This is a genomic window from Streptomyces sp. NPDC088252 (assembly GCF_044740965.1).
In the GTDB taxonomy this organism is placed as follows: Bacteria; Actinomycetota; Actinomycetes; order Streptomycetales; family Streptomycetaceae; genus Streptomyces.
Genome location: NZ_JBIURS010000009.1, coordinates 348,757 through 370,186, shown reverse-complemented (window position 1 = coordinate 370,186; position 21,430 = coordinate 348,757). Strand labels below are relative to the sequence as shown.

24 protein-coding genes are annotated in these 21,430 nt (G+C 70.1%); 12 read left to right on the top strand and 12 right to left on the bottom strand.

Annotation, left to right across the window (positions count from 1 at the left end):
- The 3 genes from ACIOHC_RS21305 to ACIOHC_RS21295 form a co-directional block, all read right to left on the bottom strand.
- On the bottom strand, positions 1–444 hold a 444-nt coding region (locus ACIOHC_RS21305; RefSeq protein ID WP_401843484.1), incomplete at its 3' end, for an electron transfer flavoprotein subunit beta/FixA family protein.
- A gap of 201 nt (positions 445–645) precedes the next feature.
- Positions 646–1,152 (bottom strand): flavin reductase family protein, encoded by a 507-nt coding sequence (locus ACIOHC_RS21300; protein WP_351082442.1) that lies wholly within the window; start codon positions 1,150–1,152, stop codon positions 646–648.
- A 197-nt stretch (positions 1,153–1,349) separates the two neighbouring features.
- Positions 1,350–1,676 carry a thioredoxin family protein gene (locus ACIOHC_RS21295; protein ID WP_351082440.1) on the bottom strand — a complete coding sequence of 109 codons (327 nt, stop codon included), beginning with the start codon at positions 1,674–1,676 and terminating at the stop codon, positions 1,350–1,352.
- Between the two features lie 218 nt (positions 1,677–1,894).
- Here ACIOHC_RS21295 and ACIOHC_RS21290 point away from each other — a divergent pair, with 218 nt between their 5' ends.
- Positions 1,895–2,617, top strand: coding sequence for a lysophospholipid acyltransferase family protein (locus tag ACIOHC_RS21290; protein WP_351082438.1), 723 nt, complete (start codon positions 1,895–1,897; stop codon positions 2,615–2,617).
- A 237-nt stretch (positions 2,618–2,854) separates the two neighbouring features.
- Here the strand turns inward: ACIOHC_RS21290 and ACIOHC_RS21285 are convergent, their stop codons facing one another.
- The 4 genes from ACIOHC_RS21285 to ACIOHC_RS21270 form a co-directional block, all read right to left on the bottom strand.
- Positions 2,855–3,454, bottom strand: coding sequence for a transglutaminase family protein (locus ACIOHC_RS21285; RefSeq protein WP_365693137.1), 600 nt, complete (start codon positions 3,452–3,454; stop codon positions 2,855–2,857).
- Between the two features lie 74 nt (positions 3,455–3,528).
- Positions 3,529–4,608, bottom strand: coding sequence for a low specificity L-threonine aldolase (locus tag ACIOHC_RS21280; RefSeq protein WP_351082435.1), 1,080 nt, complete (start codon positions 4,606–4,608; stop codon positions 3,529–3,531).
- Positions 4,587–5,354 carry an SDR family NAD(P)-dependent oxidoreductase gene (locus ACIOHC_RS21275; protein ID WP_351082433.1) on the bottom strand — a complete coding sequence of 256 codons (768 nt, stop codon included), beginning with the start codon at positions 5,352–5,354 and terminating at the stop codon, positions 4,587–4,589. Before ACIOHC_RS21275 ends, ACIOHC_RS21280 begins: the two co-directional genes overlap by 22 nt.
- Before the next feature lie 26 nt (positions 5,355–5,380).
- On the bottom strand, positions 5,381–6,781 hold the full coding sequence (locus ACIOHC_RS21270; protein ID WP_401843480.1) for a DUF6421 family protein: 1,401 nt from the start codon (positions 6,779–6,781) through the stop codon (positions 5,381–5,383).
- Positions 6,782–7,470: 689 nt separating this feature from the next.
- Here ACIOHC_RS21270 and ACIOHC_RS21265 point away from each other — a divergent pair.
- On the top strand, positions 7,471–8,154 hold the full coding sequence (locus ACIOHC_RS21265; RefSeq protein ID WP_351082430.1) for a glycerophosphodiester phosphodiesterase family protein: 684 nt from the start codon (positions 7,471–7,473) through the stop codon (positions 8,152–8,154).
- A 12-nt stretch (positions 8,155–8,166) separates the two neighbouring features.
- Here the strand turns inward: ACIOHC_RS21265 and ACIOHC_RS21260 are convergent, their stop codons facing one another.
- Positions 8,167–8,715, bottom strand: coding sequence for a GNAT family N-acetyltransferase (locus ACIOHC_RS21260; RefSeq protein WP_365693140.1), 549 nt, complete (start codon positions 8,713–8,715; stop codon positions 8,167–8,169).
- Between the two features lie 164 nt (positions 8,716–8,879).
- Between ACIOHC_RS21260 and ACIOHC_RS21255 the strand changes: the two genes are divergently transcribed.
- Entirely contained in the window at positions 8,880–9,266 is a 387-nt protein-coding gene (locus ACIOHC_RS21255; RefSeq protein WP_351082450.1) for a VOC family protein, read from the top strand.
- Between the two features lie 22 nt (positions 9,267–9,288).
- On the opposite strand, the gene ACIOHC_RS21250 is transcribed toward ACIOHC_RS21255, so the two are convergent.
- Positions 9,289–10,707 carry a PLP-dependent aminotransferase family protein gene (locus ACIOHC_RS21250; protein ID WP_401843478.1) on the bottom strand — a complete coding sequence of 473 codons (1,419 nt, stop codon included), beginning with the start codon at positions 10,705–10,707 and terminating at the stop codon, positions 9,289–9,291.
- A gap of 104 nt (positions 10,708–10,811) precedes the next feature.
- Here ACIOHC_RS21250 and ACIOHC_RS21245 point away from each other — a divergent pair, with 104 nt between their 5' ends.
- From ACIOHC_RS21245 to ACIOHC_RS21215, 7 genes are all read left to right on the top strand, one after another.
- The gene (locus tag ACIOHC_RS21245) at positions 10,812–12,065 is read left to right on the top strand and encodes a Tm-1-like ATP-binding domain-containing protein (protein ID WP_401843476.1); all 1,254 of its coding nucleotides are present in this window, start codon (positions 10,812–10,814) and stop codon (positions 12,063–12,065) included.
- Positions 12,066–12,095: 30 nt separating this feature from the next.
- Positions 12,096–12,920 carry a phosphoenolpyruvate hydrolase family protein gene (locus ACIOHC_RS21240; protein WP_351082422.1) on the top strand — a complete coding sequence of 275 codons (825 nt, stop codon included), beginning with the start codon at positions 12,096–12,098 and terminating at the stop codon, positions 12,918–12,920.
- Positions 12,921–13,060: 140 nt separating this feature from the next.
- The gene (locus ACIOHC_RS21235; RefSeq protein ID WP_401843473.1) at positions 13,061–13,654 is read left to right on the top strand and encodes a DUF5134 domain-containing protein; all 594 of its coding nucleotides are present in this window, start codon (positions 13,061–13,063) and stop codon (positions 13,652–13,654) included.
- Positions 13,655–13,739: 85 nt separating this feature from the next.
- On the top strand, positions 13,740–14,675 hold the full coding sequence (locus tag ACIOHC_RS21230) for a M56 family metallopeptidase (RefSeq protein WP_351082419.1): 936 nt from the start codon (positions 13,740–13,742) through the stop codon (positions 14,673–14,675).
- A gap of 33 nt (positions 14,676–14,708) precedes the next feature.
- Positions 14,709–15,407 (top strand): phosphatase PAP2 family protein, encoded by a 699-nt coding sequence (locus tag ACIOHC_RS21225; protein ID WP_351082417.1) that lies wholly within the window; start codon positions 14,709–14,711, stop codon positions 15,405–15,407.
- Between the two features lie 19 nt (positions 15,408–15,426).
- Positions 15,427–16,128: an HAD family hydrolase gene (locus ACIOHC_RS21220; protein ID WP_401843470.1), complete on the top strand. Its 702-nt coding sequence runs from the start codon at positions 15,427–15,429 to the stop codon at positions 16,126–16,128.
- A gap of 69 nt (positions 16,129–16,197) precedes the next feature.
- Positions 16,198–16,377, top strand: coding sequence for a hypothetical protein (locus ACIOHC_RS21215; protein ID WP_351082413.1), 180 nt, complete (start codon positions 16,198–16,200; stop codon positions 16,375–16,377).
- 127 nt (positions 16,378–16,504) lie between these two features.
- Here ACIOHC_RS21215 and ACIOHC_RS21210 read toward each other — a convergent pair whose 3' ends face one another.
- A complete protein-coding gene (locus ACIOHC_RS21210; protein ID WP_401843467.1) occupies positions 16,505–17,995 on the bottom strand; it encodes an LVIVD repeat-containing protein in 1,491 nt (496 codons plus the stop codon).
- Positions 17,996–18,152: 157 nt separating this feature from the next.
- Here ACIOHC_RS21210 and ACIOHC_RS21205 point away from each other — a divergent pair, with 157 nt between their 5' ends.
- Both ACIOHC_RS21205 and ACIOHC_RS21200 read left to right on the top strand, forming a co-directional pair.
- Positions 18,153–18,839 carry a DUF305 domain-containing protein gene (locus tag ACIOHC_RS21205; RefSeq protein ID WP_389637492.1) on the top strand — a complete coding sequence of 229 codons (687 nt, stop codon included), beginning with the start codon at positions 18,153–18,155 and terminating at the stop codon, positions 18,837–18,839.
- Positions 18,840–18,916: 77 nt separating this feature from the next.
- Positions 18,917–20,335, top strand: coding sequence for an FAD-dependent oxidoreductase (locus ACIOHC_RS21200; protein ID WP_351082410.1), 1,419 nt, complete (start codon positions 18,917–18,919; stop codon positions 20,333–20,335).
- A gap of 2 nt (positions 20,336–20,337) precedes the next feature.
- On the opposite strand, the gene ACIOHC_RS21195 is transcribed toward ACIOHC_RS21200, so the two are convergent.
- Positions 20,338–20,718 carry a helix-turn-helix domain-containing protein gene (locus tag ACIOHC_RS21195; RefSeq protein ID WP_365693147.1) on the bottom strand — a complete coding sequence of 127 codons (381 nt, stop codon included), beginning with the start codon at positions 20,716–20,718 and terminating at the stop codon, positions 20,338–20,340.
- A gap of 189 nt (positions 20,719–20,907) precedes the next feature.
- Positions 20,908–21,324, bottom strand: a complete 417-nt coding sequence (locus ACIOHC_RS21190; RefSeq protein ID WP_351082405.1) for an acyl-CoA thioesterase — start codon at positions 21,322–21,324, stop codon at positions 20,908–20,910.
- Positions 21,325–21,430: the final 106 nt, after the last annotated feature.

Genomic DNA, 21,430 nt, shown 5'->3' with positions numbered 1-21,430 from the left:
CTCGGACAGCAGCGTGACCTGCGGGACACCCAACCGCTCCGCCAGCACCGCCGGCAGCACACCCATCGTGCCGTCCGTCGACGCCATCCCGCAGATCACCAGGTCGTAACCCGCCTTCTCGACCGCCTTCGCCAGCACCAGCGACGTACCCATCACATCACTGCCGTGCAGATCGTCGTCCTCGACATGAACAGCCTTGTCCGCACCCATCGACAACGCCTTGCGCAACGCGTCCCTCGCGTCCTGCGGCCCCACCGTCAGCACAGTGACCTCCGCACCGTCCACCCCGTCCGCGATCTGCAGCGCCTGCTCCACCGCATACTCGTCCAGCTCCGACAACAGACCATCGACATCCTCACGGTCCACCGTCAGATCATCGGCGAAATGCCGGTCACCCGTGGCGTCGGGCACATACTTCACACAGACAACGATCCTCAAGCTCACGCCGGCTCTCCTACTGCATCGTCATTTCTGGGCTGCCTTGTTGCACGCAGCATAGGCGCCTGATGGGGCGGTTTCCGGTCGGGGCGACCGATGCTCCGAAGGAAATATTACTAGCCAGTACATCCAGTGCTTCACCCATGAGCAAGCGCTTGGAACTGTGATCTGGCCAACGTGCCGCACCCATGTGCCGCTTGGGAGTTCTCAGTCCCGCAGGGCGGTGAAACCGCCCTGGTGATAGAGCAGCGGGCGACCGCCTCCGGCCGGATCTCCGACCACGGCCTCCGCGATCACGATCCGATGGTCGCCCGCCGGGATCCGGGCCACCACGCGGCAGACCAGCCACGCCAGCACACCGTCGAGCACCGGCACACCTTCGGGGCCGCTGCGCCAATGGGTGGACGGGCCGAACCGGTCGGCTCCGCTGCGGGCGAACGTGGCAGCCAGGTCCCGCTGGTGCTCACCGAGTATGTGGACGCCGATGTGCTCGGCCTCGGCCACGACCGGCCAACTGGAGGACGAGGTTCCGACCCCGAAGGAGATCAGCGGCGGCTCGGCGGCGACGGAGTTCAAGGAGGTGGCGGTGAAGCCGACCGGCCGGTCACCTGCGGCGGTGATCACTGCGACACCGGCGGCGTGCTGCCGGAAGACCGAGCGGAGGAGTTCGGGGGAAGCCGTACGGGAGGTGCCGAGCTCGGGCGAAGCCGTCATGGAGATGTCCTTCTGCGGAAGAGGTGTACGGGGGCCTTGTTCGCTCAGGCACCCGGACAGCGCGCACTCGCGTTGCGGGCGAGATCCACGTGGGCCCGGCCGTAGAGAAGGAGTTCCGGCGGCATAGCGTCAGACTGACGATGCGTGGTGGGTGCAGTCAAGGGCGTTCCGCAATGTGGGAGATGCATCACGGTCCGTCACATCGCTTGTCCCAGCGCGGCGACGACATCGACGGTGCGCGGCTGCCCGACGGCCCTGCGGACGATCCGGCCGCCGGAGTCGAGGACCATTACGGTCGGCGTCCGGCTGATCCCCAGCTCGCGCACAAGAGTGAGATGCGCCTCGGCGTCGATCTCGACGTGGGTCACGCCGTCCACCATGCGGGCCACCTCGGCAAGAGTGCGCCGGGTGGCCCGGCACGGCTGACAGAACGCGCTGGAGAACTGCACCAGGGTCGCCTTCTCCCCCAGTTCCGCGCCGAGTCGGGCCGCGTCCAGCGTTCCCCCGTGTGTCTGCCCCTCCACCTGCGGCCTCCTGTCAGAGCTCTTCGCAAGAGGTCAGCACCACCGGGCACCGTGGCATTCCCCGAGCTTGCACGTGACGAGAATCTCGCGCCCCGCGGCCCCTGAGACTGGCCACCGCGTCGCGCATGGGGCACGATCGGCCCAATGCCGCAAACCTACGGCTGCGTAACTTCCGCCGGGAGAACCCTCCCCAGGCGCTGAAGAAGGGTCTTCCCCAGATGGCAGAACTCGTCTATCGACCGGTCATCGGCGCCGCTCGTACGTTTTTCAAGGCGCTTGACCTGAAGATCGACACTCAGGGTTCCGAGCACATCCCGAAGACCGGTGGCGCGGTGCTGGTCAGCAATCACATCAGTTATCTGGACTTCGTCTTCACCGGGCTCGCGGCGCTGCCGCAGAAGCGTCTTGTCCGCTTCATGGCGAAGGAATCGGTCTTCCGGCACAAGGTCTCCGGTCCCCTGATGCGCGGGATGAAGCACATCCCGGTCGACCGCAAGCAGGGCGAGGACGCGTATGCGCACGCGCTCGCCTCGCTGCGGTCCGGGGAGATCGTGGGTGTGTTCCCCGAGGCGACGATCTCGGAGTCGTTCACCCTGAAGAGCTTCAAGTCGGGTGCCGCCCGACTGGCCCAGGAGGCCGGCGTCCCGCTGATCCCGATGGCGCTGTGGGGGACGCAGCGGTTGTGGACCAAGGGACGGCCGCGCAATTTCAAGCGCAACCACATTCCCGTGACGATCCGGGTCGGCGAGCCTGTGGAGGCGCCCACCGACCAGTACGCCGGCGCGATCACCCGGCGGCTGCGGGAGCGGGTCCAGGAGCTTCTCGAAGCGGCCCAGCGCGCCTATCCCGTACGCCCGAAGGACGCCGGCGACACCTGGTGGGTGCCCGCGCACCTCGGTGGTACGGCTCCGACGGCCGCCGAGGTGCGCGGGGCGAGCTGACCCGGCGGCCGGTCGCGGCCACGGCTGAAACGTCACTCCGGAGCACCGACGGCGATCCGTGCTCCGGAGCTCAGCTGCTGCGGCCACTCATCGGGTTCGGCGCCTGTGGCTTCGAGTTCGCCGATCGTCCGAACCGTTCGGCCGATCGGCGGGCGGCCCCGTCCAGCAGGGCCGGACCCACGTCGTCGACGACGGTGAGCGCCGGCGGCGTCGACGGCCTTGCCCCGGGACGGGATCTCAGAGCGCCGTGGGGAGAGTGCGCCACAGCTGCGGGCGGCCCTCGGCGGACCGCAGGCTGTGCAGTACCGCCGGATGTGGTGACGCATAAAGCACTGGATAGTCCACTTCATTGAACTCCGGCCGCACGGGCCACGCCAGCCGCTCGCCGTCGAGCGAGAAGTGGGCGTCGACGCCCGGCTTGTTGCCGCGGGGGTCCTGACGGTCCCAGCGGTCACGGCCGGGCAGCCTGACCGCGATCAGCCCGTGCAGGGGGCCGGGCTCACCGCCGTCCTCACAGAGTGCCTGGTAACACAGAGCGGTCGGAATGCCCGCCGCACGGAGGAGGGCGGCAAGGGCATGGGACTTGGCGTGGCAGATGCCGTTGCGTGTCGCGAGGATGTCGGAGGCACGCCAGGCGACCCGCATGTCGCCCGAGTCGGCCGAGTACGCAATCGTGTCACGCACGAAGGCATAGGCAGTAGCCGCGTATGAGTATGCATCAGCGGTCTTGCCGCGGAGAGCGGCGACCGTCTCCCGTACCACCGGGTGCCCGTGATCGATGGCCTCGTCCGCGGCAAGGTAGGCGGAAAGTTCCGGGACTTGCTGGATCAGCTCCATGACCGTCGAGCGTAAGTATGCGGCCGACCGAGTGTCAATGACTTTCCGATAGACCGCATACTTATTCAGACTGGCTACTTCGCCATCTCGTCCTTCAGCGCAAGGACGAACGCGTCGACATCGTCCTCCGTCGTGTCGAAGGAACACATCCAGCGCACATCACCGGCGGCCTCGTCCCAGAAGTAGAAGCGGAAGCGCTTCTGCAGCCGCTCGCTCACCTCGTGCGGCAGCCGGGCGAAGACGGCGTTGGCCTGGACCGGATGGAGGATCTCCACCCCGTCCACCGCGCGCACGCCATCCGCGAGCCGCTGGGCCATGGCGTTGGCGTGCCGGGCATTGCGCAGCCAGAGGTCTCCGGCGAGCAGCGCCTCCAACTGCACCGAGACGAAGCGCATCTTCGAGGCGAGCTGCATCGACAGCTTGCGCAGGTGCTTCATGGCACGCACGGCGTCCGGGTTCAGGACGACCACGGCCTCGCCGAAGATCGCCCCGTTCTTCGTGCCGCCGAAGGAGAGGACGTCGACGCCGACGGTGTTGGTGAACGTCCGCATCGGTACGTCCAGCGACGCCGCGGCGTTGGCTATCCGGGCCCCGTCCAGATGGACCTTCATGCCGTGACCGTGGGCGTGGTCGCAGATCGCGCGAATCTCGTCGGGTGTGTAGACCGTGCCCAGCTCGGTGTTCTGGGTGATCGAGACGACCTGCGGCATGGCCCGGTGCTCGTCGTCCCAGCCGTACGCCTGCCGGTCGATGAGCTCGGGCGTGAGCTTGCCGTCCGCAGTGGGCACGGTGAGCAGCTTGAGACCGCCCACCCGCTCCGGGGCACCGCCCTCGTCGACGTTGATGTGGGCGGACTCCGCACAGATCACCGCGCCCCAGCGGTCGGTCATCGCCTGGAGGGAGACGACGTTGGCGCCGGTTCCGTTGAAGACCGGAAAGGCTTCGGCGGTGGGGCCGAAGTGGCTGTGCATGACGCGCTGGAGGTGCCCGGTGTACTCGTCCTCGCCGTAGGCGATCTGGTGACCGCCGTTGGCGAGGGCGATGGCCGCGAGAATCTCCGGGTGCGTGCCCGCGTAGTTGTCACTGGCGAAACCGCGTACCCGTGGGTCGTGGTGGCGTCGCGCGTCGGTCCTTACGGTTGTGGGGTCAGCCACAGGCGCTTTCCGTTCACTTCCGGGGCGGGCCGGTCCCAGACGCCGACGATGGCGTCGGCCAGATCCTTGACGTCGGTGAAGCCCGCGAATTTCGCATGGGGGCGCTCGGCGCGCATCGCGTCGTGCACCAGTGCCTTGACGACCAGGATCGCAGCCGCCGTTCTGGGCCCTTCCTCGCCCCCCGCCTTGCGGAAGGCGTCCGCGAGGGCGAGGGTCCAGGCCTCGGCCGCGGCCTTCGACGCGGCGTAGGCCGCGTTTCCCGCGGTGGGCTTGCTCGCCCCGGCTGCGCTGATCAGCACATAACGGCCCCGGTCGCTGCGCTGCAGCCCCTCCTGGAAGGCCAGCGAAGTGTGCTGGACCGTGCGGATCAGCAGCTTCTCCAGCAGGTTCCAGTCGGCGAGGTCGGTCTCGCCGAAGGTGGAACTGCCTCGCCAGCCGCCGACGAGGTGGACCAGGCCGTCGATCCGGCCGAATTCCTTCTCCGTCCTGTCCGCCCAGTCGCGGGTGGCGCCGAGGTCCAGCAGATCGACCGTGTCACCCGTGACGGTGGCGCCGCCGTGGGCGTAGCGGGCGGCATCGACCGCCTCGGCCAGGCGGGTGGCGTCCGCATCGGAGGCGACGACGGTCGCACCGGCTTCGGCGAGCCTCAGCAGCGCGGCCCGGCCCGCCGGGCCGGCGGCACCGGCGACCGCGACCACGGCACCTTCGAGAGCACCGCTCCCGTTGCCCTTGCCGTTTCCGTTCATGGCCACCGCCTCCTCAGGACCGGCGCTCACGCGGCTGCCCGCTCGGCATCCGCGGCAGTGATCCCCTTGGTCGAGGCGATCACATTCTTCAGCTTCTTGGAGAGCGCCTCATAGAACATGCTCAGCGGAAACTCGTCCGGAAGCACCTCGTCGACGAGCTTCCGCGGCGGCTGCGACAGATCGAGCGCGCCCGGGCCCTTGGCCCAGCGGGAGCCCGGGTGGGGTGCGAGGTAGGTGGAGACGAGGTCGTACGCGGCGAACCAGTGCACGAGCTTGGGACGGTCGATGCCGTCGCGGTAGAGCTTCTCGATCTCGGCGCAGAGTTGATTGGTGACCTGCGGGGCACGGTCCCAGTCGATCCGCAGCGTGTTGTCGGTCCAGCGGACGACGTCGTGCTTGTGGAGGTAGGCGAAGAGCAGCTGACCGCCGAGGCCGTCGTAGTTGCGGACGCGCTCGCCGGTGACGGGGAAGCGGAACATCCGGTCGAACAGCACGGCGTACTGGACGTCGCGGCCCTGCGGGAAGCCGTCGGCCTCCAGCTTCACGGCCTCCTTGAAGGCGGTGAGGTCACAGCGCAGCTCTTCGAGCCCGTACATCCAGAACGGCTGGCGCTGCTTGATCATGAAGGGGTCGAACGGCAGGTCGCCGTGGCTGTGCGTCCGGTCGTGGACCATGTCCCAGAGCACGAAGGCCTGCTCGCAGCGCTGCTGGTCGCCGACCATCTCGCGGATGTCGTCGGGCAGCTCGACGCCGAGCAGCTCGACCGACGCCTCGGTGACCCGGCGGAAGCGAGCGGCCTCACGGTCGCAGAAGATCCCGCCCCAGCTGAACCGCTCGGGGGCCTCGCGCACGGCGACGGTCTCCGGGAAGAGCACCGCGGAATTGGTGTCGTAACCCGAGGTGAAGTCCTCGAAGGTGATGCCGCAGAACAGCGGGTTGTCGTAGCGGGTGGCTTCGAGCTCCGCCAGCCACGCGGGCCAGACCATCCGCAGCACGACCGCTTCGAGGTTGCGGTCCGGGTTGCCGTTCTGGGTGTACATCGCGAAGAGGACCAGGTGCTGCACCCCGTCGGCGCGGTTCTTGGCCGGCTGGAAGGCGAGCAGCGAGTCGAGGAAGTCCGGCACACCGAAGCCGGCCGCGGCCCAGCGGCGCAGGTCCGCGACAAGGGCACGGTGGTAGGCGGCGTCGTGCGGAAGCAGCGGGGAGAGCTCCTCGACCGCGGCGATCACGCGCTCCAGGGTCGCCTCGGCGACCGCCGGTGACGGCGCGTCCTCGGCGCCGAAGTCGATGGATCCGTCCTTCGACTGCCAGGGGCGGATCTCCTCCACGGCATTCTTGAGCGCGGGCCAGGCGGGGTGATCGACCACCCGTTGGTCCTCCGTAGCTATGTCACCTGCGGCGACGTCGTGCACAAGAATTTCCGTCATCACACTTCCTCCACGGGAGAACCTCGCGTCAAGCAACCGTATCCGTGTGCAGTTCCTTCGGACAAGTGAGACTCAGAAGATTATCCTGCCGACCCCCCATGGTCACCGCGATTCTTCCTGTGCAGAACCTCCAGGGCGACCACTTCCGTCGACCTGATGCATTCCAGCGACTGCCGACCCGACAGACCTCGAACGCATGCGCGATCAGGTCGGGCGGGACGCGCCCACGCACGAGCGACACGGCTCCGCGGACACGGCCGCAGACCGCCGGGACGGACGGCATCCGCCCTTCGCCCCAGCGCCGGAGATCCACCGCGCGACTGTCCGTGCCGTCCATGTCGCAACCGTCGTCACCGGGCTCCTGCTCGGTGCCGCTGATGCCCGGGAACACGGCGCCGCTCCCCCGGCGCCGGACGGTTCCCTCCCGGCAGCGGGCGGTTCGGGGCTGTCCCGCAATCCCCGGCGGGCGCACGACGACAGCTACGGCACCTCGCCGCGTCGGTCGGAACCTCCGCACACATCCAGTACGCGGAAGTCCCTCCGCCTCGCGATGCACCGCATCCGACGCCGCGCGCTGGTTCACCAGGGATTACGGAGCAGCCCTTAGGCTGCCGAATTGCCGTAATGCCGCGGTGCTGCGTGGGTAGGAGCAGTCCGCGGGGAGACGCCGTCGACGGAAGCGAGTTGCCTTGTCCTTTCTCACCATCGGTCATCGCGGAGTGATGGGCGTCGAGCCGGAGAACACCCTGCGGTCGTTCGTCCACGCGGAACGAGCCGGGATGGACGCCATCGAACTCGATCTGCATCTGAGCAAGGACGGCGCGCTGGCCGTCATGCACGACGCCGAAGTGGACCGCACGACGGACGGCAGCGGTCCGATCGCCGAGAAGACCCTCTCCGAACTGCGCGAGCTCGATGCCGGGCTGGGCGAGCGGGTGCCGGTCTTCGAGGAGGTGCTCGACGCCGTACGGTCCCCCGTACAGGCCGAGATCAAGGATGTGGCCGCGGCCCGCGCCCTGGCCGAAGTGATGCTGCGACGCGGCCTCGTCGACCGGGTCGAGGTGTCGTCGTTCCACGACGAGGCGGTCGCCGAGATCGCCCAACTGGTACCGGGTGTAAGGACCGTGCTCATCGCCAGCCGCTGGCGGAACGACGTGGTGGACCGGGCGAAGACGGTGGGCGCGGCGACGCTGGCGCTGAACATCCGCCGCCTCACCCTGGAGGTGGTCGAGCAGGCACACGCCGAAGGACTGAAGGTCATCGGCTGGGTGGTGAACACCCAGGATCATCTGCGGCTGGTACGCGCCCTGCGGTTGGACGGCGCGACCACCGACTACCCGGAGATCCGCCGCGCCGGCCGCTTCACCGCTTGATCGCCGCCCCGGTCAGACCAGGTCCTTGACCAGGAGTTCGAAGGCGAGATCGTCACGCTGCGGGATACCGAAGCGCTCATCGCCGTACGGGAACGGGCTGAGCCTGCCCGTACGGCGGTAGCCGCGGCGCTCGTACCAGGCGATCAGTTCCTCGCGCACCGAGATCACGGTCATGTGCATCTCCGTCACCCCCCAGCCGTCCCGGACGGTGCGCTCGGCCTCGGCGATGATCACCTTGCCGAGACCGGCCCCCTGCAGCTCGGGACGGACCGCGAACATCCCGAAGTAGGCGGCGTCGCCGCGGTGTTCGAGCTGGCAGCAGGCGATGAGCGCACCATCGCGCTCCACCACGAGCAGTCGGCTGCCGGGCGCTTCGACGACCTGGCGGACGCCGTCCGGGTCGGTCCGCTGCCCCTGCAGAATGTCCGCCTCGGTGGTCCATCCGGCCCGGCTGGAGTCCCCGCGGTAGGCCGACTCGATCAGCGTCACGAGTGCGGGCACATCGGCGTCGGCCGCATCGCGGAAGGTCAGCTGCGAGTCCTGGGCGGGGGCTATGTCCATGGCGATGGCTCTCCGTTTCTCTGCTGTGGCCGTGCCGGAGCAGCGTAACGCGCATGCTCCGGTCCCAGGACCGCTCGTTCCGATCACGCCCGGCTCTCGTGCCCGGCACCCATGACGCCGGGGGTTCGCTCGCCATCGCGCATCAGGCCGTTAAAGTGCGGCGCATGGTTCATGTGCTGAGCAGCCGGATCCTGTTGCGTCCGGTCGATCCCGAGCGGTCACGGGTCTTCTACGGGGAGCGCCTCGGGCTGCCCGTCTACCGGGAGTTCGGCACCGGCCCCGAGCGGGGCACGGTCTACTTCCTCGGCGGTGGTTTCCTGGAGGTCTCCGGCCGCGCCGCCGCGCCGCCGGTGCCCGGTCTCGAACTCTGGATGCAGGTGGCGGACGTCCGGGCGGCGCACGAGGAAATGTCGGCCCGCGGCGTCGAGGTGCTGCGGCCGCCGGTGCGCGAGCCGTGGGGGCTCGTCGAGATGTGGATCCGTGACCCGGACGGGCACCGGATCGTCATGGTGGAAGTGCCGGCGGACCATCCGCTGCGCCACCGCCCCTGACGCGGTCGCCCGTACAAGGCCGTCAGTGCGGCGCGCGGCTGCGCTCCGCACAGTCGACGAGCACGGGCAGGGCCTTCTCCAGACTGCCGTCGTGGTCCGCGAACGGCAGGCGCAGGTGGTGGCGGAAGCCGTCCACGGCGGAGAAGGCGGGGCCGGGCACGATCAGTACGCCCGCGCGCCGGGCCAGCTGGGCGATGGCCTCGGCATCGGCGCCGGGGATCTCCACCCAGAGGGCGGAGCCTCCCGCGGGCCGGTCCCATCGCCATCCGGTCCGCTGGGCGCGCAGGAGCCGTTCGGTCTCCGTCAGGCGTTCACGCAGTCGGGCGCGGCGCGTGGCTCGTGCCTCGGGCAGTTGCCGAAGCAGCTGTACGGCCAGCATCTGGTCCACCACCGGGCACGAGAGGTCGACGGACTTCTTGATGTCGGCCAGACGGCGGACGACAGTGGTGGAGGCGCGTATCCAGCCCAGTCTCAGGCCGCCCCAGAAGAGCTTGGACAGGGTGCCGACGGTGGCGGTGGCGGCGGGCGGCAGCTGGGCGGCCAGGGAGACCGGTGCGGTGTCGTGACACAGGGACAGTTCCGCGTAGGCGTTGTCCTCCACGGTGTACAGGCCCTGTTCGGCCAGCACGGCGGCCCAGGCACGGCGGATGTGCTCGGCCATGCCGCGTCCGGTGGGGTTGTGGACGGACGGCTGGAGATAGACGAGGCGTGGGCGGATGTGGCCGGCCAGCCGTGCGAGTGCGGCGGCGCCGTCGCCGTGGGCGGTGTCGGCGGGCAGCGGGACCAGCCGGGCGCCGCGGGCCCGCAGCGCTTCGAGGGCGCCGCGGTAGGTCGGGTCCTCCACGACCACGGTGTCGCCGGGCTGGACCAGCCCCTGGGTGATCAGCCAGACGGCCTGCTGGGACCCGGCCGTCACCAGGATCTCTTCCGGCGAGGTCGGCAGGCCGGCCGAGCGGTGGTACTCGGCGATCCCCTCGCGCAGTTCGGGCAGACCGTACGGCTGGTACCCGTCGCCGGCCAGCGCCGCGGTGAGGTCCCGGGCGGACAGCGCGCCGACCGCCTCCGCGACCGCGGGCAGGCCGTCCAGCGCACCGCTGGACAGGTCGATGACCCCGTCCCGGGTCCCGAAACTGGCCAGCCGCCCCTCCGTCGCGGGCCCGCCCACCGCACCCGAACCCCGCAGCCGGGAGCCGCTCCCCTGCCGGCTGTCGAGCCACCCTTCCGCTTCCAGCAGCCCGTACGCCGCCGTCACCGTGCTGCGGCTGACACCGAGCGCCGCCGCGAGGGCGCGCTGCGAGGGCAGCACCGTACCGGGGGCGACGTCTCCCCGTTGCGCCAGCTCGCGCAGCGCCTCCGCCAGCAGCAGCGGCATCGCACCCGCACCGCCCTTGGACCACCCGGTCAGCAGGCGCGACAGGCGGGTGGGAGGAATGCGGTGCATGCCCCCATCATCACCCGCCGCAGGCCAATTGCCGCCAAGTGGTCTTTGCCGCTCCCCGGCACCCGACACATGATCGGGAGAACGCCGTTGCAAAGGAGCAGAACATGGCGACCGTGGTGCTCGTCGGGACACTGGACACCAAGGGTGCGGAGTACGCGTGGCTCTCGGCGCGCCTGCGCGAATCGGGATGCGATGTCGTCCTCGTCGACGCCGGTGTGATGCCACCGCCGGTCGGTGCCCCCGCGGGGGACGTCGACGCCGCCGCCGTCGCACACCGCGCCGGGCATGATCTGGAGGCGCTGCGCGCCGCCGGGGACCGCGGGGCGGCCGTGACCGCGATGGCCGAGGGCGTCGAACTGGTCGTCGGTGATCTGCACCGCGAGGGCCGGCTGCACGCGGTGCTGGCGGTGGCCGGCAGCGGCGGGTCATTCATCGCCGCGCGTGCCATGCAGGCGCTGCCCGTCGGCGTCCCGAAGCTGCTGGTGTCCACCATGGCCGGCGGGGACGTGTCGCCGTACGTGGGCAGCAGCGACATCACCATGATGTACAGCGTGGTCGACGTCGCGGGCATCAACTCGGTGTCGTCCCGGATCCTGGGCAACGCGGTGGCCGCGGCGGCCGGCATGGCCGCCCACCACGAGCGGAGCGTCAACCGGCCGCACCCCGGCGGGCGGCAGCTGATCGGTGCCAGCATGTTCGGCGTCACCACGCCGGCGGTCGACGCCGCCCGGCGGCGTCTGGACGAACTGGGTTACGAGGTCCTGGTCTTCCACGCCACGGGCGCGGGCGGCCGGGCGCTGGAGAAGCTCGCCGCGGGCGGGTTCCTCGCCGGTGTCCTGGACCTGACCACCACCGAACTCGCGGACGAACTGGTCGGCGGAGTACTGAGCGCCGGACCGGACCGGCTGACCGCGGCCGGCCGGGCGGGCATCGCGCAGGTCGTCGCACCGGGCGCCCTGGACATGGTCAACTTCGGCGCCCGGGAGACGGTTCCGGAACGTTTCGCCGAACGCCGTCTCCTGGTGCACAACCCCACTGTCACCCTGATGCGCACCACGGCGGACGAGATGACGGAACTGGGCACCCTCGTGGGGCGGAAGCTGGCCTCGGCACGCGGCCCGGCAGCGGTCTTCTGGCCGCTCGGCGGCGTCTCCGCCGTCGATGCCCCGGACGGCCCCTTTCACGATCCGGAAGCCGACGCGGCGGGGCTGGCGTCCCTGCGTGCGGCTCTCCGGGGCAGCGCCGTCGAGCTGCGCGAGATCGACGCGCAGCTGAACGACCCGTCCTTCGCCGTGGCGGCAGCCGACCGTCTCCACGAGCTGATCACCGCTCATGACCACTCGTCCGCGAGCGTCTGACTCACACACTCACCGAAGAGGAGTCCTTCCGTGAACCGTAACCAAGCCCTGACACGCCTGACCGACCAGGTCGGCGCGGGCAAGGCAGTCATCGGCGCAGGCGCGGGCACCGGTCTGTCCGCCAAGTGCGCGGAGGCCGGCGGTGTCGACCTGCTGATCATCTACAACTCGGGGCGCTACCGGATGGCCGGCCGGGGCTCGCTGGCGGGTCTGCTGCCCTACGGCGACGCCAACGCGATCGTGCTGGACATGGCCGGCGAGGTCCTCCCCGTGGTGCGGGACGTCCCCGTGCTCGCCGGTGTGTGCGGCACCGACCCGTTCCGGATCATGGGCAACTTCCTCGACCAGCTGAAGGCCATCGGCTTCACCGGTGTGCAGAACTTCCCCACGGTCGGCCTGTACGACGGGAAATTCCGCGAGAACCTGGAAGAGACCGGCATGGGTTTCGGTCTGGAGGTCGACATGATCCGCCAGGCACACGAGCGCGACCTGCTCACCGCCCCCTACGTCTTCGACCCGGGGCAGGCCGCCGACATGGCGCGGGCCGGTGCGGACGTGCTCGTACCGCATGTCGGGCTGACCACCAAGGGTTCCATCGGCGCCTCGACGGCGCTCACGCTCGATCAGGCCGCCGCCGCCGTGCAGGACATGCACGACGCCGCCAAGCGCGTCAACCCCGACATCATCGTGCTCTGCCACGGCGGCCCGATCGCCGAGCCCGAGGACGCCCGCTACGTCCTGGAGCACACGTCCGGAATCACCGGCTTCTTCGGTGCGTCGTCCATGGAACGGCTTCCCACCGAGCGGGCCATCACCGACCAGGCACGTGCCTTCAAGTCCCTCACCCTCGGCTGACCCGGCCGGGTGAGTACAGCGCGCGGCGGGGAACACTCCCCCCGCGCGCTCCCCGTGCACCTCAGTGCGCCGCGTACGACGCTCCCGGTCCGGGCATCGACTAGGGGGGACCATGTCGTACGTCCAGGGGGAGGTGCGCCGTGCACGGACCGGCGATGTCCGGCTGGCTGCTCATGGCATTGTGCGCGACGACGGGCGCGTACTGCCTGTTGCGCACACGGAGCGAGACCGCGGAAGAGCGCAGGACGGCGCGTGCGGAGGCCTTGATGGGCTTCGGCATGGCGGCCATGGCGATGCCGGCCGCCGTGATGACACCACCCGGGTGGGGGTGGGCGGTGTACGCGGTGCTGTTCGGCGCGGCCGCGTTGCGCGCGCTGTGGTTCTCCCGGCGCAGCGGGCACCATCTGCACCACCTGGTCGGGTCGTCGGCGATGGTCTACATGGCGTTGACGATGGCGCCCGGCGATGGAGGGGGACACGGCGGGCACACGGGCCATGGCAGCATGGAAACGGCCGGGGGCATACCCCTGCTGACCGGACTGCTGCTGGCCTACTACGCGGTGTACGTACTGCGGTCGGGGGCCCGGCTGATACCGGTGGTCGCCACGGCGGGAGGCGACGGACCGGTCGGGGAGGTGCCGGTCGGGGGCGGCTGGGGCACACGGCCGGAGCTCGCGCTCGCCTGCCGGCTGACGATGGGGATCGCCATGCTCGCGATGCTGCTCACTCTGTGAGACAGGGGGGCGAGCAAACCGTGGCGTACGTCACTTGCCGTGCACAGCCATACCGTGGCCACCGCGCCGCTCATAGGCTGACGCCATGTTGGTCTCCCTGGCCCTGCTGCTGCTCGGCGCACTGACCGCCGTCGTGACCCCGCGTCTGATGGCCCGGGCGCAGTGGCCGGAACGCGAGCCCGTCGTCGCGCTGTGGTTGTGGCAGTGCGTGGTGGCCGGAGTGCTGGTCTCCTTCGCGCTCTCCATGACCTTCAGCGCGGCAGCGGCCTGGCAGGCAGTACGCGGGCATGTCTTCGCACCGGCGCCGCGCGGCGTGGTGGAAGCGTATGCGCTGAGCGGGCACGGACAGTGGTCCGCGGCCATGGCGGTGCTGCTGGCGCTCGGCGGGGTGTGGACGGCGGCGATGCTGACCCGGGAGATCCACCGGGCTCAGGTGCGCCGCAGGCAACGCCGGGCGGAATTGCTGGTGCGTTCCCCGCTGATGCCCGGGGAGGAGCCCGGCAGGGGTCGGCTCGTCGTCCTGGAGGGAGAGCGCCCGGGTGCCTGGTGGTTGCCAGGTGCGGCGCCTCAACTGGTCATCACCACCGCGGCACTCGGCCGCCTGAAAGGTCGTCAGCTGGATGCGGTGCTGGCCCATGAGCAGGGGCACGCAAAGGCCCGGCACGACTGGTTGCTGCACTGTTCCGGCGCCCTCGCGACGGGGTTTCCGCAGGTGCCGGTGTTCGCAGCCTTCCGTGACGAGATGCACCGGCTGGTCGAGCTGGCGGCGGACGATGTGGCGTCGAGACGCTTCGGACGGTTGACGATCGCCCTGGCCCTGGTCGAACTCAACGAGGAACGGGGGGTGTTCGGCCCGTGCCCCTCGCCGGACGCGCAGCTGCCGCGGCGGGTGAACCGGCTGCTGACCCCGGTGGAGCGGCTCACCGCGGGCCGTCGGCTCCGACTCACCGCGGCGGGCGCCCTGGTACCGGTGGTTCCGCTTCTGGTGGCCTTCCTTCCGGGACTCAGCGCACTGGGATAGGCGGATGCGCGGATCTTCCGAGAAGATCACCCCATGCCCACCCCGCCTCTCGCACCACCGGGCCGCACCCGGTTCCGCGCCACGCCGTTCGGCACGGCCACGGCCTGCGCCGCCCTCGCGCTGATCCTGCTGGTCCTGGTCGCCGTGCGCTGGTCGCCGCTGATGTCGGTCGATCGCACGGTCGCGGACACCCTGCACCGCAGTGCGGTCACCGAGCCCGGTCTCGTCCACGTGAACCGGATCCTGACCGACTGGGTGTGGGATCCGTGGACCATGCGCGCGCTGATCGCGGTGGCCGTGGTGGCGGTGTGGTGGCGTGGGGCACGGGCCCTCGCGGTATGGGTGGCGGTGACGAGCGTGCTGTCGGCCCTCCTGCAACAGGGACTGAAGTCCGCGGTCGGCCGGGAACGGCCGCGGTGGCCGGATCCGGTGGACTCCGCCCACTACGCCGCGTTCCCCTCCGGTCACGCGATGACGGCGACGGTGAGCTGCGCCCTGCTGCTCTGGCTGCTGCGCCGGCACGGCACGGGGCCCCTGGTGTGGCGGACGGCTCTGGTGGTGGGCTGGTTGTCGGTGATCGGGGTCGGTGTCACCCGGCTCTATCTGGGGGTGCACTGGCTGAGTGACGTGCTCGGCGGATGGCTACTGGGGGCGGCCCTGGTCGGGTTCTCCGTCGTCGGCTTCGCCCGGTACGAGGGACGCGGTGGCCCGGCCTTGCGTCGGCATTCCTGATCCGGGGAGGATCGCGCCCATGCAGATCAAAGGTGTGCTCTTCGATTTCTCCGGGACTCTGTTCCGTATCGAGCCGATCCGGTCCTGGCTGCGCGCGGTCCTCGCCGAGCGGGGGGTGACGGTCGACGGGGCCGACTTCGAGCGGTACGCGCGGGGGCTGGAGGACGCCGGGGCACTTCCGGGCGGTCCGCCTCCACGGCAGGTGCCCACCGGGCTCGCCGCCTTGTGGGCCACCCGTGACCAGAGCGCGGAACTCCACCGGGCGGCGTACACCGAACTGGCCCGGCAGGTGGCCCTGCCGGATCCGGGTCTGTACGACGCGCTGTACGAGCGGCACCGGTCACCCGCTGCCTGGCAGCCGTACCCGGACGCGGCGGAGGTGCTCGGCGCACTGCGCGACAGCGGCACCCGCGTCGGTGTGGTCAGCAACATCGGCTGGGACCTCCGGCCGGTGTTCCGGGCGCACGGGCTGGACGCCCTCGTGGACGCCTACGTCCTGTCGTACGAGCACGGCGTCCAGAAGCCGGACGCACGACTCTTCCACAGGGCCTGCACACTCCTCGGACAGGATCCGACGCATGTGGTGATGGTCGGCGACGATCCGCAGGCGGACGGCGGGGCGGCAGCACTGGGCTGTGACGTGCGGTTGGTACGGCATCTACCGGTGGAGGAGCGGCCCGACGGGCTGCGGACGCTCGGACTGCTGCCAAGCGTTGCCTGATGGACATGTGAGAGATGTCCCTGACGCGCAATGGGTCCGATTGTCACATCGGGGCCTTAGCCTGTACGCATGTCCCGTTCTCCGTGCTCCTCCGATTCCGTGCGTACCCCCGCCGTGGTGAACAAAGAGATTCGTGACCTGTGGCAGCGCTCCGGCGGCTGCCTGTCCCCCGAGGACGAGGAGCACTACCAGCGACTGCTGGTGGAGTGGGCGGCGGCGACCGGCGGGAGCGCCAGGCCCGCCGCCTGACGCGGCTGCCGGCCCCGAGCGGCGCCTGGACGCCGCCGTGCCTCCCACCGGGCGGGGAATCCGCCCGGCGGGAGGCACGGGTGCGCGCTGGAGCCGACTGGCGCGGGTGTGGGGGTGACCGGCCGGTTCAGCGGTCGAAGTAGTCCGGCTGCGTCTGCACATTGAGCTCGTCCAGTCGCACCTGCTTCGCCGGGTCGGTCCGCCGGTCGTCGAGCTTCAGGACGTCGAAGCCCTTGGCGATGTCGTTGGAGTAGATGTAGCCGTTGTAGTAGTACGCCGACCAGGAGCCGGCCGTGGTGACCGCGTCGGTGCTGACGGGGCCGCGCTCGAAGTAGCCGATCTCCTTCGGCTTGGAGGAGTCGGTGAAGTCCCAGACCGAGACTCCGCCCTGGTACCAGGCCTGCACCATCACGTCGCGGCCCTTGACCGGGACGATCGAACCGTTGTGGGCGACGCAGACCTCCGTGTCGGCCTGCGGACGGTCGATCTTGAAGTAGCTGCGGAAGACCAGCTTGCGCTGGTCTCCCTTGCCGACGATGTCGTAGATGCCGTCGGCACCGCGCTTCGGGCCGACCTCCTCGTTGCAGGTGGCCGCGCCGCCGCCGCCGAGTTCATCGGTGAAGACGACCTTGTCGGCCTTCTGGTTGAACGTCGCGGAGTGCCAGAACGCGAAGTTCACGTTGTCCTGCACCTGGTCGATGATCTTCGGGTGCTCCGGGTCCTTGATGGAGAACAGCAGACCGTCGCCCATGCAGGCTCCGGCGGCAAGATCCTTCGAGGGCAGCACCGTGATGTCGTGGCAGCCGCTGGTCTTGGAGACGCCCGGGTTGGTCGGAGCGCCCGGGTTGCCGCCGTCCGGGAAGAGGACCGGGAAGTTCACGACAGCGGCCTTCTCGGGTGCGTTGCGCGGCACCTTGATGACGGAGATCCCGTCGTGCGGCGGCTGGCAGTCGGGGAACGCCTCGCTCGGCGCGTACGAGGAAACGTACACGTATACGTTCTTGCGTTCGGGGACCAGCGTGTGGGTGTGCGATCCGCAGGCGGTCTCGACGGCGGCGACGTACTTCGGATTCCGCTTGTCGCTGATGTCGAAGACCTTCATGCCCTCCCAGGAGGACTTCTCCGTGGCGGGCTGGGTGGTGCTGGTGCAGGAGTTGTCACTGCGCGAGGAGTCGGTGGACAGGAAGAGCAGGTTTCCCGAGACCGAGATGTCGTTCTGCGAACCGGGGCAGAGGACCTGTGCGACGGTCTTGGGGGACTTGGGATTGCTGATGTCATAGATCCGGAAGCCGTCGTAGTTTCCCGCGAAGGCGTACTTCCCCTGGAAGGCCAGGTCCGTGTTCAGCCCCTTGAGCGCGTCCTTAGGGACGTTGGCCAGATGGGTGATGTTGCCGCTGTGGACGACCTCGTCCACGCCGGGTATCTCACCGCTCCTGATGGCGGCCGCGGCTTCGGCTTCCTGGGCGGCGGAGACATCGGTACGGGCGGCGGCCGCGTCACCGGGGTCGGGCGTCGCGGCCGCGGGACCGGCCAGGAACAGCGTGGCCAGCAGCCCGGCGACCGCCGCGGCGGCCCCGAGGCGTCTGCGCCGCACCGGGCTCGTGTGCAACGAAATCACTGCGTCCTCCCATGTATCCGAACGTAGTTGAACGGTTCACGGACCTCGGCAGTATCGTCCCTCCCATGGCCATCCCAACAGATGGCAACAGAGACGTAATGAAAGTTTCTGATCACTGTCGCGCGGAAGCGTGTTAGGACGGTGGGCAACCACCCATATGGCAATGGAGGTCCACTTGTTGATCCGCCGTCAGACCATGTGTGTCCGCCGCTTCGTGTTCGTCGCGGCCGTCATGTCCGCCGCTCTCACCCTGAGCGCATGCGACGCGGGGAGCGGTGACAGCCGTACGAAGGCGCGGACGGACGCGGGCCCTTCGGTGGTGGCGCCCGGAAAGCCCGGAGAGCCCGCGCGGACCCTCTCCGCCGAGGAGGCGCTGAAGGCCGCCGGGGACGACACCCCCAACTCCGCCGACTTCCGGTACGTGCAGATGATGATCCAGCACCACGCGCAGGCACTGGAGATGACCGAACTCGTTCCCGGCCGCTCCGGCTCCGCCGCCGTCGCGCGGCTCGCCGAACGCATCACCGCGGGCCAGAAGCCGGAGATCGGTGCCATGCAGGGCTGGCTCAAGCACAACGGCGGAGTCGGGCGCGCGAGCGGCCACGACCACGCGGCGATGCCCGGCATGGCGACCCCGGCGCAGCTCGAAGAGCTGCGGGCGGCGAACGGCGCGGCCTTCGACAAGCTCTTCCTGAGACTGATGACCACCCACCACCGGGGCGCGATCACGATGGCGACCGAGGTGCTCTCGCAGGGGAACAATGTGCAGGTCGAGGAGATGGCCGGGGACGTCCTCGCCCAACAGACGGTGGAGATCGACCGGATGCGCACGCTGTCGTCCTGACCGCGCCCCGGGCGCGCCTCCCCTGCGTCCCGGCCGCCGGTGTCATGCTGGAGGCATCCCGCGGGAAGAGGTGCGCCGTGCTCCGTGTCGCCGTCGTCGGCTCCGGCCCGAGCGGGGTCTACACCGCGCAGGCCCTGGTCGAGCAGGACCGGGTGCCCGGTGTCCGGGTCGATGTGCTGGACCGGCTCCCCTGTCCGTACGGCCTGGTGCGCTACGGCGTGGCCCCCGATCACGAAAAGATCAAATCGCTCCAGAACAGCCTGCGGACCGTCCTGGAGCACGAGCGGATCACCTTCCTCGGCAATGTCGAGGTGGGCGGCGGCGGGATCCCGCCCGAGCGGATCGGGGAGCTCTACCAGGCGGTCGTGTACTGCGTCGGGGCCGCGACCGACCGCGGCCTCGCCGTCCCCGGCGAGGACCTGCCCGGCAGCTTTTCCGCGACCGAGTTCGTCTCGTGGTACAGCGCGCACCCGGACGCCGCCGCCAACGGCTTCGCGCTGCGGGCCCGTTCGGTCGTGGTGATCGGTGTCGGCAATGTGGCGGTGGACGTGGCGCGGATTCTCGCGCGGGGCGCGGAGGAGCTGCGCACCACCGACGTACCGCACGGAGCGCTCGGCGCGCTGGCCGGCAGCCGGGTCCGCGAGGTCCACATGGCCGGCAGGCGTGGGCCCTCGCAGGCGAGGTTCACCACCAAGGAGCTGCGGGAGCTGGGCGGGCTGCCGCACGCCCGGGTGGTGGTGGACGAGGCGGAGCTGGCCCTCGATCCGGCATACGTCGATCCGTCCGCCGCGCCGGCGACGGCCATGTCCGCCCCGCCCGACGTGCCGCGCCTGACCGCGGCGGCGCGGCGCAACGTCGAGGTGCTGCGCGGATGGGCCTCGGCCGGCGCCATGGGCGCGGGCCCGGGAGCAGATCCGGCGCGCACCATACACCTGCGGTTCTTTCTGCGGCCCGTCGAACTGCTGGAGCGGGACGGCCGGGTGGCCGGGGTGCGGTTCGCCCGTACCGTGCCGGACGGCAGCGGGGGTGTACGCGACTCCGGGGCGTACGAGGACATCGGCGCCCAGCTCGTGCTGCGGGCCGTCGGCTACCGGGGGCTGCCCCTGCCCGGCCTCCCGTTCGACACGGCGCGCGGGACGGTGCCGCATCTGGCGGGACGGGTGCTGCGCGACGGCGTGCCGTCGCCCGGGGAGTACGTCGCCGGGTGGATCAAGCGTGGGCCGACCGGGGTGATCGGCTCGAACCGGTCGTGCGCGAAGGAGACGGTGGCGTCCTTGCTGGACGACGCCCCGCTGCTCACCGGGCGCCCGTCCGTGCCCGATCCGGTGACCGCCCTGCGGGCGTGGGGGCTGCGGCCGGTGGAATGGAAGGGCTGGCTGTCCATCGAGCGGGCGGAGGCGGCACTGGGCCGGTCACTGGGCCGGGGGCCGGTGAAGATCCCGGACTGGGCGGGGTTGCTGGACGCCGCGGAGGGTGCCGAGCGGGGCGGATCGTGAGGCTATCGGTCCTCGCCGATGCGCTGCACCTGCCGGTTGGCGGCGTCGAGGACGGTGTCGAGGAGCCCGGGGAACAGTGCTTCCAGATCGTCCCGGCGCAGCCCGTTCATCTTGGCCGTGCCGCGGTAGAACTGCTGGACGATGCCACTCTCGCGCAGCACCCGGAAGTGGTGCGTGGATGTCGACTTGGACACCGGCAGGTCGAAACGGGAGCAGGTGAGCTCGGAGTCGGCGACGGCCAGTTCACGGACCACGCGCAGCCGCATCGGGTCGGAGAGCGCGTGCAGCACCGTCTCGATGCGGATCTCGTCCCGCGTGGGATGGTCGAGCGCGCGGCCACCGACCGCAGCGACTCTTTCGACGGGGGCGCTGGCTGGGGTCACGATGGCTCCATTCCCTGGCTTCGTCCGGTCTCCCATAATACGAGACTCTTCGTAGTTCGAGGTTCGCCGTAGGACGTGTGCGGCCGCGCATGACCCGGCGCCATCGGCGCGCGATGCCGCTCCACGGGCGTCGACGGGTTCTTCCTTGCGGAGCTCCGCCCGGCCGCGCACCGGCCGCGGCGCGGTCGGTCAGCCGCTGAGCAGGTCCGGGTTCCCGGCGAGTGAGGCGAGATGCCCGGCCGGATCGGCGATCAGCCTGCGGGTCGTCAGATCGAGCAACCCCGCCACGCCCGTGACCTGCGCCGCGACCGTGCCGTCCTCCTTGAGGACCTCCTGCGCCACCGCGAACGTCTTTCCCTCGCCGTATTCGAACCGGCAGGTCACCCGAACCCGGTCACCACCCCTCAGTTCGCGCAGGAACTTCACCGTTGTTTCGAGCGCCACCGGCCCGACCCCACTGGCCAGCAGCTTCTCCTGCGGCAGGCCGGCGGCGCGCAGCAGTTCCCAGCGCGCGTGCTCGGCGTACTGCAGGTAGACGGCCTGGTTCAGATGTCCCTGCGTGTCGAGTTCGTAGCCCCGGACGATCACGTCCACAGAAAAGGTCATGGACATCCCAACATCGCGACGTATTCCGTCATTCCCCCCTTCCCGGGATCCGCGCCACTGTCCACGCCTCAGCCCCTTACGCACCTGTCACGCCCCGTGAACGCGG

Coding starts and splice junctions, on each gene's coding strand:
- ACIOHC_RS21230 (WP_351082419.1), top strand. CDS start 13,740: ATGTTGGTCTCCCTGGCCCTGCTGCTGCTCGGCGCACTGACCGCCGTC.
- ACIOHC_RS21225 (WP_351082417.1), top strand. CDS start 14,709: ATGCCCACCCCGCCTCTCGCACCACCGGGCCGCACCCGGTTCCGCGCC.
- ACIOHC_RS21255 (WP_351082450.1), top strand. CDS start 8,880: ATGGTTCATGTGCTGAGCAGCCGGATCCTGTTGCGTCCGGTCGATCCC.
- ACIOHC_RS21300 (WP_351082442.1), bottom strand. CDS start 1,152: ATGACGGCTTCGCCCGAGCTCGGCACCTCCCGTACGGCTTCCCCCGAA.
- ACIOHC_RS21190 (WP_351082405.1), bottom strand. CDS start 21,324: ATGACCTTTTCTGTGGACGTGATCGTCCGGGGCTACGAACTCGACACG.
- ACIOHC_RS21290 (WP_351082438.1), top strand. CDS start 1,895: ATGGCAGAACTCGTCTATCGACCGGTCATCGGCGCCGCTCGTACGTTT.
- ACIOHC_RS21220 (WP_401843470.1), top strand. CDS start 15,427: ATGCAGATCAAAGGTGTGCTCTTCGATTTCTCCGGGACTCTGTTCCGT.
- ACIOHC_RS21245 (WP_401843476.1), top strand. CDS start 10,812: ATGGCGACCGTGGTGCTCGTCGGGACACTGGACACCAAGGGTGCGGAG.
- ACIOHC_RS21250 (WP_401843478.1), bottom strand. CDS start 10,707: ATGCACCGCATTCCTCCCACCCGCCTGTCGCGCCTGCTGACCGGGTGG.
- ACIOHC_RS21260 (WP_365693140.1), bottom strand. CDS start 8,715: ATGGACATAGCCCCCGCCCAGGACTCGCAGCTGACCTTCCGCGATGCG.
- ACIOHC_RS21285 (WP_365693137.1), bottom strand. CDS start 3,454: ATGGAGCTGATCCAGCAAGTCCCGGAACTTTCCGCCTACCTTGCCGCG.
- ACIOHC_RS21205 (WP_389637492.1), top strand. CDS start 18,153: ATGGCAATGGAGGTCCACTTGTTGATCCGCCGTCAGACCATGTGTGTC.
- ACIOHC_RS21275 (WP_351082433.1), bottom strand. CDS start 5,354: ATGAACGGAAACGGCAAGGGCAACGGGAGCGGTGCTCTCGAAGGTGCC.
- ACIOHC_RS21270 (WP_401843480.1), bottom strand. CDS start 6,781: ATGACGGAAATTCTTGTGCACGACGTCGCCGCAGGTGACATAGCTACG.
- ACIOHC_RS21215 (WP_351082413.1), top strand. CDS start 16,198: ATGTCCCGTTCTCCGTGCTCCTCCGATTCCGTGCGTACCCCCGCCGTG.